The sequence below is a fragment of the Thioalkalivibrio sp. ARh3 genome, from assembly GCF_000377265.1.
Taxonomy (GTDB): Bacteria; Pseudomonadota; Gammaproteobacteria; order Ectothiorhodospirales; family Ectothiorhodospiraceae; genus Thioalkalivibrio; species Thioalkalivibrio thiocyanoxidans.
Map to the genome: position 1 here is coordinate 133,799 of NZ_KB897947.1, position 13,966 is coordinate 147,764.

9 protein-coding genes are annotated in these 13,966 nt (G+C 68.6%); 7 read left to right on the plus strand and 2 right to left on the minus strand.

Translation table 11 applies throughout. The features are described from left to right. Positions 1 to 5: 5 nt before the first annotated feature. Both hemH and C995_RS0100630 read right to left on the minus strand, forming a co-directional pair. Positions 6 to 1,100, minus strand: a complete 1,095-nt coding sequence (hemH, locus tag C995_RS0100625; protein ID WP_018863082.1) for a ferrochelatase — start codon at positions 1,098 to 1,100, stop codon at positions 6 to 8. Between the two features lie 109 nt (positions 1,101 to 1,209). Next, complete coding sequence (locus tag C995_RS0100630; RefSeq protein ID WP_018863083.1) at positions 1,210 to 1,791, minus strand: HNH endonuclease; 582 nt, start codon at positions 1,789 to 1,791, stop codon at positions 1,210 to 1,212. A 392-nt stretch (positions 1,792 to 2,183) separates the two neighbouring features. Between C995_RS0100630 and C995_RS0100635 the strand changes: the two genes are divergently transcribed. The 7 genes from C995_RS0100635 (at position 2,184) to hrpA (ending at position 13,945) form a co-directional block, all read left to right on the plus strand. Beyond that, positions 2,184 to 3,317 carry an NAD(P) transhydrogenase subunit alpha gene (locus tag C995_RS0100635; RefSeq protein WP_018863084.1) on the plus strand — a complete coding sequence of 378 codons (1,134 nt, stop codon included), beginning with the start codon at positions 2,184 to 2,186 and terminating at the stop codon, positions 3,315 to 3,317. Continuing rightward, a complete protein-coding gene (locus C995_RS0100640) occupies positions 3,314 to 3,625 on the plus strand; it encodes an NAD(P) transhydrogenase subunit alpha (RefSeq protein ID WP_018863085.1) in 312 nt (103 codons plus the stop codon). The genes C995_RS0100635 and C995_RS0100640 overlap by 4 nt, the downstream gene beginning before the upstream one ends. After that, complete coding sequence (locus tag C995_RS0100645; RefSeq protein WP_018863086.1) at positions 3,622 to 5,010, plus strand: NAD(P)(+) transhydrogenase (Re/Si-specific) subunit beta; 1,389 nt, start codon at positions 3,622 to 3,624, stop codon at positions 5,008 to 5,010. The genes C995_RS0100640 and C995_RS0100645 overlap by 4 nt, the downstream gene beginning before the upstream one ends. Before the next feature lie 377 nt (positions 5,011 to 5,387). Further along, the gene (locus C995_RS0100650; protein WP_018863087.1) at positions 5,388 to 7,583 is read left to right on the plus strand and encodes a primosomal protein N'; all 2,196 of its coding nucleotides are present in this window, start codon (positions 5,388 to 5,390) and stop codon (positions 7,581 to 7,583) included. 75 nt (positions 7,584 to 7,658) lie between these two features. Further along, positions 7,659 to 9,422 carry an arginine--tRNA ligase gene (gene argS, locus C995_RS0100655; protein ID WP_018863088.1) on the plus strand — a complete coding sequence of 588 codons (1,764 nt, stop codon included), beginning with the start codon at positions 7,659 to 7,661 and terminating at the stop codon, positions 9,420 to 9,422. A 3-nt stretch (positions 9,423 to 9,425) separates the two neighbouring features. Next, positions 9,426 to 10,010: an SPOR domain-containing protein gene (locus tag C995_RS0100660; protein WP_018863089.1), complete on the plus strand. Its 585-nt coding sequence runs from the start codon at positions 9,426 to 9,428 to the stop codon at positions 10,008 to 10,010. Then, positions 10,010 to 13,945 carry an ATP-dependent RNA helicase HrpA gene (hrpA, locus tag C995_RS0100665; RefSeq protein ID WP_018863090.1) on the plus strand — a complete coding sequence of 1,312 codons (3,936 nt, stop codon included), beginning with the start codon at positions 10,010 to 10,012 and terminating at the stop codon, positions 13,943 to 13,945. Before C995_RS0100660 ends, hrpA begins: the two co-directional genes overlap by 1 nt. The last annotated feature ends 21 nt before the right edge of the window (positions 13,946 to 13,966 follow it).

The following is a 13,966-nucleotide window of genomic DNA, read 5'->3' on the forward strand; positions in this document are numbered from 1 at the left end:
GCGGCCTACTGCTGCGCGCCCAGGGCCAGCGCCCGTTCGCGGGCGGCGGCGCGGGCCTCGGGGGCATTATCCGGATCGTTCAGCCACGGGGCGATGTGCTGGCGGGCCAGTCCGGCCAGGAAGTCGAGGTGGTCGGCCCGATCGTTCAGCGCCGGGATGTAGTGGAAGCGTTCGCCGCCGGCCTTGAGGAAGATCTCACGGTTCTCGTCACCGATCTCCTCGATGGTTTCCAGGCAGTCGGCCGAGAAACCGGGGCAGATCACGTCCACCGAACGCACGCCCTCCTTGGGAAGCGCTTTCATCGTCTTGTCGGTATAGGGCTTCAGCCACTCCTCGCGGCCGAAACGCGACTGGAAGGTCACCTGCCACTGGTCGTCGTTCAGACCCAGCCTGGCGGCCAGTTTCTGGCCGGTGGCATGGCAAAGGCAGTGGTACGGGTCGCCCTTGAGCAGATAGCGCTTCGGGATGCCGTGGAACGACATCACCAGGCGGTCCGCCCGGCCGTGCGCATTCCAGTGCTCGCGCACGCTGCTGGCCAGGGCTTCGATGTAGCCGGACTCGGCGTCGTAGGAGGCGACGAACTGCAGATCCGGGACCCAGCGCCAGCCCTTCAGAACATCCGCCACCGCATCGAAGGTGGAGCCGGTGGTGCTCCCCGAATACTGGGGATAAAGGGGCAGCACGATCACGCGGCGAACACCCTGGCGGCGCAGCTCGTCCAGGCCCGCCTCGATCGACGGGTTGCCATAGCGCATGCCCAACGCGACCGGGACCTCCTCGCCGGCCTGCTCGGCCAGACGGGTGCGTACACCCTCGGCCTGACGCCGCGAGATGGCCAGCAGCGGCGAGCCGTCGTCGGTCCAGACGGTGGCGTACTTGGCGGCCGAGCGCTTCGGGCGGATGTTCAAGATGATGCCGTTGAGGATCAGCCACCACAGCGGGCGCGGGAACTCGACCACGCGCGGGTCCCAGAGGAATTCCTTCAGATAACGCTTGAGCGCCGGGGCCGTGGGCTCGTCCGGCGTACCGAGGTTGGTCAGCAGTACGCCCGCCTTGCGTGGCTGGCCATGGCGGTAGTCCGCCTCTCCGAAGTACTTCATGGTGCTCCCTGCGGCAATAGAGAGTGGATGACTCCTGTCGGAGTCACGCGGGTCAGGTTGGTTCCCTGCCAAGGATAGCGCGAGCGGCGCGCGGGGCGCGCGGGTGCGGTCAGCCGAGGCGGCCGCGCAGGGGGCTGGTTCGGGGGAAATGCGCCAGCAGGAACTCCATCTGGTCGGCCAGCACCCGCTTGCCTTTCAGGTAGATATATTCCGCGTGCGTGGGCGTGAACGGGATCGCCAGCAACTGCATGCCGGCCTGCTCGGGGGTATGCCCGGCCTTGTGGTTGTTGCAGCGCTTGCAGGCGGTGACCACATTGTTCCAGGTATCCGCCCCGTTCTGGCTGATCGGGGTCACATGGTCGCGCGAGAGATCGCGCTCGTAGAAGTGCTGTCCGCAGTACAGGCACAGATGCGCGTCACGACGGAACAGCGTGGTGTTGTTGAGCGGCGGGATGTAGTGATTGAAGCGGGACTGGCGGGTGCCGAAGGTAGCGATAATCGAGTTGACCTCGACCCGGGATCGCAACCCGGTGCGGGCGTTGATGCCGCCACGCACGCGATACAGCAGACTCCCGCAGGCGTAGGCGACCTGCTCGGTGTAATAGAGGCGCACGGCCTGTTCCAGGCCGATCCATTCCAGTGGCATGCCCGCAGCGTCCGTACGCAGGACCTGATGCTCGGTCGGCAACATGACCTCGTCCCGTCTCCAAGGAAACACGGATTTGCTCACGCGGAAATTGAGCAGGCTCGACGCACCAGGCGTGAGCAAATCCATGCCCCCTTCGCCGAAGTCGACCGCTTGCGCGGCACGGGATCGCACAGAACTTGCTTGACAATAAACAGGCCGACCGTTCAACGCAATTACAGGGGCATGAATGCCGGTTTGAGCGGCCCGATTCTGGTTTGGAAGTCGTGACAAATCGGCAGGCTGTTTAAGCGCGAAGGCGATTCCGCTACACTTGCTGGCCGTTTTTTCCGCCGAATGGGCCACAAAAGCCTTGTTCGGCGTCCTTATTACCACCCGCGAGCGCGGCCGAACGTCCCGGAGGGATTGCGGGAACGCTTGGCCCGGGGAGAGAGCGCATGGCAATCAAATTATCCGTTCCCAAGGAGAGTGCCAGCGGCGAGCGCCGCGTGGCCCTGGATCCGACGGTGGCGGCCAAGTTCGCCCAGTTGGGCGTCACCGTGCAGCTGGAGAAGGGGGCCGGCACCAACGCCCATTTCCCGGATGACTCTTACGAGTCGGCCACCGTGGTCGACACCGAGACGGCCTACGGCCAGTCGGACCTGATGGTCCGCGTGGCGCCGCCAACGGTGGAAGAGGTCAATCAGCTGCCGGAAGGCTCAACCGTCGTCAGCCTGTTCCACGCCCACCGCAACCCGGACGTGGTCAAGGCGATGCAGGAACGCAAGATTCTGAGCTTCGCGATGGAACTGATCCCGCGCATCTCGCGCGCCCAGAGCATGGACGTGCTGTCCTCGCAGGCGGCCGTAGTCGGCTACAAGGGCGCGATCATGGGCTCGGATCTGTCCTGCCGCTTCTTCCCGATGCTGACCACCGCGGCCGGCACCATCCGCCCGGCCAAGGTCATCGTGATCGGCGCCGGCGTGGCCGGGCTGCAGGCGATCGCCACGGCCAAGCGCCTGGGCGCGATGGTCGAGGCCTACGACGTGCGCTCCGCGACCAAGGAGCAGGTCGAGTCGCTGGGGGCGAAGTTCCTGGATCTTGGCGTCTCGGCCGAGGGTGAAGGCGGCTATGCCCGCGAACTGACCGCGGAAGAGAAGAAGCAGCAGCAGGACGCCCTGGGCGAGTTCATCGCCAAGGCGGACGTGCTGATCACCACGGCCGCGATCCCGGGCCGCGAGTCCCCGAAACTGATCCCGAAAGACATGGTCGAGGGCATGAAGCCGGGCGCGGTCATCATCGACCTGGCGGCCGAAGGTGGCGGCAACTGCGAACTGTCCAAGCCGGGCAAGACCAGCCGGAGCAAGGGCGTGATCATCCACGCCCCGCTGAACGTGCCCTCGCAGGTTCCGCTGCATGCCTCCGAGATGTACGCCAAGAACCTGCTCAATTTCCTCACGCCGATGATCGCCGAGGGCGGCGAGTTCAAGCCGGACTGGGAAGACGAGGTCATCGCCAAGAGCGTACTGACCCGCGACGGCGAGATCGTGCACGAGGCCACCCGTGAGGCCCTGAAGGGAGCGCAATCATGATCATCGAAGGCTTTATCGCGCTGTACATCTTCATGCTCGCGGCCTTCACCGGCTACGAGATCATCTCCAAGGTGCCGGTCATCCTGCATACCCCGCTGATGTCCGGTTCCAATTTCGTCCACGGCATCGTGCTGGTCGGGACCATGGTCGCGCTGGGCCATGCCCAGACGCCGCTGGAACAGGCGATCGGCTTTGTCGCCGTGATCCTGGCCGCGGGCAACGCCGTGGGTGGCTATGTCGTCACCGAACGCATGCTGGAGATGTTCAAGACCAGCAAGAAGGACGACAAGAAGGGAGATAACGCATGAGCCTGATCATCAACCTCGCCTACTTCGCGGCGGCGGTGCTGTTCATCGTCGGCCTCAAGCAGATGTCCTCCCCGACCACCGCGCGTCCGGGGATCATCTGGGCCGGCGTGGGCATGGTGATCGCCACGCTCGTGACCTTCGTGCATCCGGAGATCTCCGGCGGCGTGAACTACACCCTGATCATCCTGGGTATCGCCATTGGTGGTGCGCTGGCCTGGTGGAGTGGCAAGAAGGTCGCGATGACCGACATGCCGCAGATGATCGCGCTGTACAACGGCATGGGCGGCGGCGCCGCGGCCGGTATCGGTGCGATCTACCTGCTGCAGGCCACCCCGGAAACGGTCACCAACACCGGCCTGGCGATCGCCGTGACCGGCTCGCTGATCGGCTCGGTGGCCTTCTCCGGCTCGCTGGTGGCCTACGCCAAGCTCGAAGGCCTGATGAAGAAGACCTTTACCTTCGGCGGCCAGCAGATCGTGAACATCGCGATCTTCGCGATCACCGTGCTGCTGGGCTTCATGATGGCCACCGGTGGCGGCGAGATCGGCTCGTTCAGCCTGCTGCTGTTCTTCGTCCTGGCGCTGGCCTTTGGCGTGCTGATGACCCTGCCGATCGGCGGCGCCGACATGCCGGTGGTCATCTCGCTGTACAACGCCCTGACCGGCCTCGCGGTCGGTCTGAAGGGTATCGTCCTCGACAACCCGGCCCTGATGATCGCCGGTATCGTGGTCGGTGCGGCCGGTACGCTGCTCACACAGCTGATGGCCAAGGCGATGAACCGCCCGATCAAGAACATCCTGTTCAGCCAGTTCGGCGGCTCCTCCGGCGGTGCCGAGGAAGAGATCGAAGGCACGATGAAGGAGATCCAGGCCAACGACGCCGGGATCATGATGGCCTACGCCGAGAAGGTCATTATCGTGCCGGGCTACGGCATGGCGGTGGCGCAGGCGCAGCACAAGATCTGGGAGTTCACCCAGCTGCTGCAGAAGCGCGGCGTGGACGTGAAATTCGCGATCCACCCGGTCGCGGGCCGCATGCCCGGGCACATGAACGTGCTGCTGGCCGAGGCCGGCGTGCCCTACGACATCATCTTCGATCTCGACGAGATCAACGAGGAGTTCAAGACCGCGGATGTCGCGATGGTGATCGGCGCGAACGACGTCGTGAACCCGGTGGCCCGGACCAATCCGGAGTCGCCGATCTACGGCATGCCGATTCTGAACGCCGACCAGGCCCACAACGTCATCTGCGTGAAGCGCGGCAGGGGCGCCGGGTTCTCGGGCATCGAGAACCACCTGTTCTATGCCGACAACAACCAGATGCTGTACGGCGACGGCCAGAAGGTGGCCGCCGAACTGGTGGCCTCGGTCAAGGCCCTCGGCTAGTCTTGGGTCGGGCCTGGCGCCCGTCCCTCGCTTGCGAGCCCGGCCCCGTTTTCAACGCGGCCGGGCTTTTTTGTGCGCACCCTCCCGGGAGACCAATATCGGAGCAACCCCTGTACACCCCCTGTACACGATACCCACAGGCGCAAGGAAACGATGGCAATTAGGTGACACAACGGCCAACCGATATCACCAAAGAAACGCAAGCCACTGATAACACGATAAAAATGGCTTTGGTCGCTTTTTAGCCATTCTGACACGACCCAAGCAGCAACAGGCATTTAGTGGCTTTCACCCCATTTCCTCCACAGAGTTGTCCACAGGTTTTGTGGATAACGATCACACTCTTGCACCCACGCGGACTGGCGTAGACTAGTCGAATGCCCGAGACCGGAATTGCCCAGGTCGTACTCGACCGACCGCTGGACCGCCTGTTTGACTACCGGATCCCCGCCGGGACCGACCTGAGGGCCGGACAAAGGGTCCGTGTACCCTTCGGGCGCAGCGAGGCGATCGGCATCGTCGTCGCACTCGCGGACCAAAGCGACGTGCCCGAGAACAAGCTGCGCGAAGCATTGGGTTCACCCGATGCGGGGCCCATCCTGACACCCACGGTGCTGGAGCTCCTGCGCTTCGGGGCCCGCTACTATCACCACCCGCTGGGCGAGGCTGTGCTGGGCGCGCTGCCACCGGGCCTGCGACGGGGTCACCCGCTGCCCGGCCTGACCCCCGAGCCCCTCTGGCGGCTCACCCCGGAAGGCCACGCGGCGCTCGCGGAAGGGCAGGTACGGGGCCGCCGCCAGCTCGCCATCCTGCGCGCCCTGCCCGCGCTCGGGGCCGCGCTGGACCGGACGACGCTGGCCACCACGGCCGCACTGCAGATCACCGCGAAGGACCTGCGACAGCTCGAGGCACGCGGCTGGCTGGAACAGACGCGTGCCGATCCCGGTGAACCCGCGCCCCCCACCAGTACTGAATACACCCTGACCCCCGAGCAGGAGGTGGCCACCGCGGCGTTGACGCCGGACGCCCCCCGCCCGATGCTGCTGGAGGGCGTCACCGGAAGCGGCAAGACCGAGGTCTATCTGCGCATGGCCGCCGATGCAGCCGCGCGTGGCCGTCAGGTCCTGTTCCTGATCCCGGAAATCGCGCTGACGCCGCAGCTTGCCGGGCGCATCCAGCAACGTTTTCCGGGACAGGTGGCACTGCTGCACTCCGGCCTGGCCGAGGGCGAACGCCTGCGCGCCTGGGAGGCGGCCCGGCAGGGCGAGCGCCGCATCGTGGTCGGGACTCGTTCGGCCCTGTTCGTCCCGCTGCCCGAGCCGGGCCTGATCATCGTCGACGAGGAACACGACAGCGCGTTCAAGCAGCAGGACGGCTTTCGCTACAGCGCGCGGGACCTGGCGGTCAAGCGTGGCCAGCTGGAACAAGTCCCGGTCGTGCTCGGCTCGGCGACGCCCACCCTGGAGACCCTGCACGCCGCGCGCCAGGGCCGTTACACCCATGTGCATCTGCGCACCCGGCCGGACGGCACGCAACCACCCGGTGTGGAGACCATCGACACCCGCGTGCACAGCCCGGACGAGGGCCTGACCGCTCCACTGCTGGATGCGATGCAGCAGACCCTGGCCGAGGGCCAGCAGTGCTTTGTCCTGCTCAACCGGCGCGGCTTTGCCCGGGTGCTGACCTGCGAGGCTTGCGGCTGGGTCGCCGACTGCCCGGACTGCGATGCCCACCTGACCGTGCATGCCCATGATCGCCGCGCGATCTGCCACCTGTGCGGGCACCAGGAGCCCCGCGCCGAACACTGCCCGGAATGCGGCGAGACCCTGGCCCACCGCGGGCTGGGTACCCAGCGCCTGGAACAGGCGCTGGCTCGGCACTTCCCGCAGACACCAATCATCCGCCTGGACCGCGACAGCGTGCGTCACAAGGGGGCCCTGGAGGCCGCACTGGATCGCATCCGGCAGCTGGATGCCGCAATCGTCGTCGGCACCCAGATGCTCGCCAAGGGGCACGATTTCCCGCGCGTCGGACTGGTCGGCGTGGTCGACGTCGATCAGGGGCTGTTCAGCGTGGACCTGCGTGCCACCGAGCACACCCTGCAACTGATCGTGCAAGCCGCCGGGCGCGCGGGCCGGGGCGACGGGGGCGGGCGGGTACTGCTGCAGACCGGCCACCCCGATCACCCCCTGATGCGGGGGCTGGATGCCGGTAACTACCCGGCGATGCTGGAGCCGCTGCTGGCCGAACGCGAGGCGGCCGGGCTGCCGCCGTACGGGCACCTGGCCCTGGTCCGCGTCGAGGCCGCCGAGGCCGCGGCGGCGCATCGCCACGCGGAGACCATCGCGGGACACCTGCTCGCGACGCGGCACGGGGACCTGCGCGTGCTGGGTCCGGCGCCCGCCCCGCGCCACCGCGTGAACCGGCGTTTCCGCGAGCAGATCCTGCTGCGCGCAGCCGAGCGTCAGGCCCTGCACCGGACGCTCGCGCAGGCGCGGCATTCCTGGCAGACCGAGGATCTGCCGCGCGGGGTTCGCATCGCGATCGACGTGGACCCGGTCTCGCTCGCCTGAACCCCGCATCCAGCGGGCACTGGCACCGGATTCTGGTTAGAATGCGGGCCTTTTGAGACGACGGACCCGGTTCCCTTGAAAGACGCCCTTACCCAGGCCCTCGCGGCCGCCCTGGAGACCCTGGTGGCCGATGGCCGCGTACCCGCCGATCACGGTGTCGAGGTGCAGGTGACGCGTGCCCGCGACCGCGAGCACGGCGACTTTGCCAGCAACCTGGCGATGCAGCTCGCACGCCCGGCGAAGACCAAGCCCCGCGACCTGGCCGAGGCCCTGTGCGCCGCGATGCCCGAGGTGCCCGGCCTGGCCGGTACCGAGATCGCCGGCCCCGGCTTCATCAACTTCCGCCTCGCCGCAGATGCCCGCACTCAGGTGCTGGGCCGCATCGCCACCCAGAGCGCCGACTTTGGCCGCTCGAGCGTGGGCAACGGCCGCCCGGTGCAGGTGGAGTTCGTCTCCGCCAACCCCACCGGCCCGCTGCATGTCGGCCACGGCCGCGGCGCGGCCTTCGGTGCCACCGTCGCCGACCTGCTGGATTTCTGCGGCTTCGACGTCACCCGCGAGTACTACGTGAACGACGCCGGGCGGCAGATGAACATCCTCGCCGCCAGCGTCTGGCTGCGCTATCTGGAACAGCACGGCGTGCAGGTCCCGTTCCCGGCCAACGGCTACCAGGGCGACTACATCTACCCGGTCGCCGAGGCCCTGACCGCGCAGATCGGCGAACAGGCGTTGCATCCGGCCGAGGCCGTGACCCGCGACCTGCCGCCGGACGAACCGGCCGGCGGCGACAAGGAGGTCTACATCGACGCGGTGATCGCACGCGCCCGCGAACTGCTGGGCCCGGAGCTGTACCGCACGGTATTCGACTGCGGCCTGAACGCGATCCTCGAAGACATCCGCGACGACCTGCGCGAGTTCGGGGTCGAATACCAGTGCTGGTTCTCCGAGCGCAGCCTGGCCGACTCCGGCGCGATCGATGCCGCGGTACAGGATCTCGAGGCACACGGCGCGCTGTACGAGCAGGACGGGGCGCTGTGGTTCCGCTCTTCCGACTACGGCGACGACAAGGACCGCGTGGTGCGCCGCGAGAACGGCGACTACACCTACTTCGCCTCCGACATCGCCTATCATCGCGAGAAGTTCCAGCGTGGCTTCGAGCGCGTGATCAACATCTGGGGCGCCGACCACCACGGCTACGTCCCGCGCGTGCGCGCCGCCCTGCAGGCCCTGGGCCTGGAGGCCGACCGCCTCGACGTGCTGCTGGTGCAGTTCGCGATCCTCTACCGCGGGGGCGAGCGCCTGCCGATGTCCACCCGCGCCGGGCAGTTCGTCACCCTGCGCGAACTGCGCGACGAGGTCGGATCGGATGCCGCACGCTTCTTCTATGTGCAGCGCCGTTGCGACCAGCACCTGGACTTCGACCTGGACCTGGCCAAGTCGCAGTCCAACGACAACCCGATGTACTACATCCAGTACGCCCATGCGCGCATCGCCAGCGTGCTGCGTACCGCCGCCGAGCGCGGCCATACCGCCAGCGCGCTGGACGACGCCGGGCTGTCCGCACGCCTGACCGAGCCGCAGGAAGACGACCTGCTGGATCGGCTCGACCGCTTCCCCGAGGTGATCGCGGCAGCCGCCGAGGCCTGCGAGCCGCACCAGATCGCCCAGTACCTGCGCGAGCTGGCCGCCGGCTTCCATACCTACTACAACGCCGTGCCATTCCTGAATGCCGAGGACGCCAACGTCATCGGCGCGCGCCTGGCGCTGCTGACCGGCATCAAGCAGGTGCTGCACAATGGGCTGCGCCTGCTCGGCGTCACCGCCCCCGAACGGATGTAGCCCATGGCCCAGGCCCGCCGCAAGCGCCGCAAGACGACCCCCGCCCGCGCCTCGCGACCGATCCCGGGCTGGGCCTGGATGTTCGCTGGCCTGCTGATCGGGCTGGGGATCGCCGCCGTACTCTACCTCCAGGGAGCCGATCGCTCGCCCGACATCGGCGCCCTGTTCGGCGAACCGGAGACCCCGGCCGAGCGTGCACCCGCGGCGGAGCCGGAGCGCCTGCCCACCGATGACGAGCCGCGGTTTCGCTACTACGAGCTGCTGCCCGAAGACGAGGTCCGCGTCCCCGGTGCCGAGCGCGAAGTCCCGCAAGATCAGGTGGTCCCGCCCCCGGCCTCCCCGGCCGAGGGCGATCCGGTGATCCTGCAGATCGGGTCGTTCCGGCGGTTCGAACAGGCCGACGAGATGAAGGCCCGCATCTCCCTGCTGGGCCTGAGCCCGCAGGTGCACGAGGTCCAGATCGAGGGCGAGACCTGGCACCGCGTCTTTGTCGGCCCCTTCACCCAGGAGGACGACGTCAACCGCGCCCTGGACCGCCTGCGCTCGGAGAACATCGAGGCCCTGCGCCTGCGTCACCGGGACGGTTGATGGCCACGGCCGGCCCGGACCTGGACGCGCTGGCGAGGACCGTGGAGGCCCTGCCGCAGGGCAACGAACGCCGCGAACTGGGCGAACTGCTGCGCCGGGCCCGCCAGCGGCACAAACGCGGCCAGCCCTGTGACCGGCTCGTCTCCACCCTGACCAAACGCCTTGCGCGCGCCGAACAGGGCGCCGCCGAACGCGAACGCCTGCGCCCGCAGCCCACCTACGCCGGCGACCTGCCGATCCACGCCGAACGCGAGCGCATTGTCGCCGCGATCCGCGAACACCCGGTGCTGGTGCTGTGCGGCGAGACCGGCTCCGGCAAGACCACCCAGCTGCCCAAGCTGTGCCTGGAGGCCGGGCGCGGCGAGGCCGGGCTGATCGGCCACACCCAGCCGCGCCGCATCGCCGCACGCTCGGTCGCCAGCCGCATCGCCGAGGAGCTGGGCACCACACTGGGAGGCGATGCGACCTCCACCGTCGGCTTCAAGGTGCGCTTCTCCGACCAGACCGGGCCGAACAACTGGGTCAAACTGATGACCGACGGCATGCTGCTGGCGGAGCTGGCGCATGACCCGGAGCTGCGCGCCTACGACACCCTGATCGTCGACGAGGCGCACGAGCGCAGCCTGAACATCGACTTCCTGATGGGCGTGCTCAAGCGCCTGTCGAAGAAGCGCCCGGAACTGCGCATCATTATCACCTCCGCGACGCTGGACCCGGAGCGGCTGTCGGCGTTCTTCGACGACGCGCCGATCCTGACCGTGTCCGGACGCACCTACCCGGTGGAGCTGCGCTACCGCCCGATCGAGCCGGAAGACGCGGCCGAGGACAAGGGCGGGGACGAAGCCCCCGGCCGTGGCGAGCGCGACCTGTTCGACGGCATCCGCGACGCGGTCGCCGAATGCGAGCGTGCCGGCCCCGGCGACATCCTGGTGTTCCTGCCCGGCGAGCGCGAGATCCGCGACGCCCACAAGGCCCTGCGCGGCCAGGTGCGCGCCGACACCGAGGTCCTGGCGCTGTACGCGCGCCTGTCCGCGCGCGAGCAGTCGCGGGTCTTCCAGTCCCACGCCGGCCGGCGCATCGTGCTGGCCACCAACGTCGCCGAGACCGCGCTGACCGTCCCCGGCATCCGCTTCGTGATCGACTCGGGGCTGGCCCGCGTCTCGCGCTACTCCTGGCGCTCGCGGGTCCAGCGCCTGAGCCTGGAGCCGATCTCGCAGGCCGCCTGCGACCAGCGCGCCGGGCGCTGCGGGCGATTGGGCCCCGGTATCTGCATCCGGCTGTTCGCGGAGGACGACTACAACCTGCGCCCGCCGTTCACCGACCCGGAGATCCAGCGCTCCAACCTTGCCTCGGTGATCCTGCAGATGGCCGCGCTGAAGCTCGGCCAGCCGCGCCAGTTCCCGTTCGTGGACCCGCCCGACCCGCGCCTGGTCAAGGACGGCTACCGCCTGCTGGAGGAGCTGGGCGCGGTGGATGCGCGCGGGCGCATCACCCCGCGCGGCCGCCAGCTGGCGCGCATGCCCATCGACCCGCGCCACGGCGCAATGCTGCTGGCCGGGGCCGACCACGGCTGCGTGACCGAGACCGCGACCATCGCCGCCTTCCTGTCGCTGCAGGACCCGCGCGAACGCCCGGCGGAGGCCACGCAGGCCGCGGACCAGACCCATCGCGAGTTCCAGGTCGAGGGCTCCGACTTCATGGGCATGCTGCGATTGTGGGAGGCCTGGCACACCGCGCGCGAGGACCTTGGCTCGAATGCGCTCAAGCGCTGGTGCCGCGAACACTTCCTGAACTTCCTGCGCATGCGCGAGTGGCAGGAGCTGCGCGTACAGCTGCTGCGCCAGGCCCGCGAGATGAACCTGAAGCCGAACCACCCGCCGGCCGACGCCGAGCCCGTACACCGCGCGCTGCTGACCGGGCTGGTCAGCCAGATCGGGCAGAAGACCGAGCGTGGCGACTACCTGGGCGCGCGCAACCGCCGCTTCCAGATCCATCCCGGGTCGGTCCTGGCGAAGAAGAAGCCCGCCTGGGTGATGAGCGCGGAGATCGCCGAAACCACCCGCGTCTATGCCCGCGACAACGCCCGCATCGAGCCCGACTGGATCCTGGCCGCGGCGCCGCATCTGCTCAAGCACCACATCTTCGAACCGCACTTCCAGCGTCGCAGCGGGCGGGTCGGGGCCTTCGACCGCATCACCCTGTACGGCCTGGTCGTCGCACCGAAAAAACCGGTGGACTTCGCCAGGCACGACCCGGCCGAGGCGCGGCGTATCCTGATTCGCGAGGGCCTGGTCGGCGGCGAGCTGCGCACCCGCTCGAAGGGGGTGCAGGCCAACCGCGAGGCGGTGGCCGAGATCGCCGAGCAGGAGGCACGCGGACGCCGGCGCGACCTGCTGGTGGAAGAGGATCGACTGTTCGACTTCTATGACACCCGCCTGCCGTCGGAGATCACCGACGGTACGAGCTTCGAGACCTGGGCGCGCAAGACCGAGAAGCGGGACCCCGACGCCCTGCGGATCGACCGCGCGGAGCTCCTGAACGAGCCGGACACCACGCTCCCGCAAGGGGCCTATCCCGACCACTTGGAGGTCGAGGGCCTGCGCCTGCCGCTGGCCTACCGCTTCGAACCCGGCCAGCCGGACGACGGCGTGACCGTGACCATCCCGATCGCGGCGCTGAACGCGGTGCCCGACTGGCTGGGCGACTGGCTGGTGCCGGGGCTGCTGGAAGATCGCGTGACCGGCCTCTTGCGCAGCCTCCCCAAGGGCCTGCGCCGCCAGTTCGTGCCCGCGCCGGACTTCGCGCAGGCGGCGCTGGCGCGCATCGAACACCGCCAGGGCCCGCTGATCCCGGCGCTGGCCGAGGCCCTGCGCGCGATGACCGGCACCGAGATCCCGCTGGATGCCTGGCGCCCGGAGAACCTGGAGCCACACCTGGTGATGCGCTTCCGCATCCTCGACCCGGAAGGCCAGGAGCAGGCCAGCGGCCGTGACCTGGCCGCGCTGAAGCGCCGGCTGGGCGACAGCGCCGAGGCCCACTTCGACGCCAGCCGCCCGGACGAGATCACCCGCGAGGGGATCACCGAGTGGGACTTCGGCGCACTGCCGGAGAGTGTGGAGTTCGACCACCAGGGGGCGCAGCTGCGCGCCTTCCCGATCCTGGTCGATCGCGGCGACGCCGTCTCGCTGGAGCTGGAACCGGACCCGGCCCGGGCCACGCGCGCCCACCGTGCGGGCCTGCGTCGGCTGTTCCTGCTGGGCGCGCGCAAGACCGCCCGCGACCTGCGCCGCCAGCTCCCGGAGATCGAGCGCGCCTGCCTGAACTACTCGACGCTGGGCAGCTGCGAGGCCCTGCGCGACCAGATCCTGGAGGCCGCGGCCGACCGCGTGTTCCTGGCCGAGCCCTGGCCACGCGATGCCGAGGCCTTTCAAGAACGCCTGGAGGCCAGCCTGCCCGACTTCTCGCCGACGGTGATGGAGCTCTCGCGCCTGGCCGCCGAGATCCTGCGCCACTGGCATGATCTGCGCACCCGGCTGCAGGGGGATCTGCCGCTGTCCTGGATCGAGGCGGCACGCGACATCCGCGGGCAGCTCGAAGCACTGGTCCCGGCCGATTTCCTGCTGCGCACCCCGCACGACGTGCTGCCCGAGCTGCCACGCTACCTGCAGGCGATCGACAAGCGCCTGGAACGCCTGACCCAGGCCCCGGACAAGGACCGCGCCCGGCGCGTGGCGGTCGAGCCACTGTGGCAGCAGGCACAGGAGCTGATCGCGCGGGCGCCGGACCACCCCGACGTGCTCGCCTTTCGCTACCGCATCGAGGAGTTTCGCGTCTCGCAGTTCGCCCAGGAATTGGGCACCCGCGAGAAGGTGTCACCGAAGCGGCTGGAACGCGAATACACCGACGTGATCCAACGACTGGCAAGCGGCCAATAAGCAATCTGGACAGAGGAAGCA

Excerpts from the sequence above, each read along its gene's own strand:
- hemH (WP_018863082.1), bottom strand. The coding sequence starts at position 1,100 with ATGAAGTACTTCGGAGAGGCGGACTACCGCCATGGCCAGCCACGCAAG.
- C995_RS0100630 (WP_018863083.1), bottom strand. The coding sequence starts at position 1,791 with ATGTTGCCGACCGAGCATCAGGTCCTGCGTACGGACGCTGCGGGCATG.
- C995_RS0100635 (WP_018863084.1), top strand. The coding sequence starts at position 2,184 with ATGGCAATCAAATTATCCGTTCCCAAGGAGAGTGCCAGCGGCGAGCGC.
- C995_RS0100640 (WP_018863085.1), top strand. The coding sequence starts at position 3,314 with ATGATCATCGAAGGCTTTATCGCGCTGTACATCTTCATGCTCGCGGCC.
- C995_RS0100645 (WP_018863086.1), top strand. The coding sequence starts at position 3,622 with ATGAGCCTGATCATCAACCTCGCCTACTTCGCGGCGGCGGTGCTGTTC.
- C995_RS0100650 (WP_018863087.1), top strand. The coding sequence starts at position 5,388 with ATGCCCGAGACCGGAATTGCCCAGGTCGTACTCGACCGACCGCTGGAC.
- C995_RS0100660 (WP_018863089.1), top strand. The coding sequence starts at position 9,426 with ATGGCCCAGGCCCGCCGCAAGCGCCGCAAGACGACCCCCGCCCGCGCC.
- hrpA (WP_018863090.1), top strand. The coding sequence starts at position 10,010 with ATGGCCACGGCCGGCCCGGACCTGGACGCGCTGGCGAGGACCGTGGAG.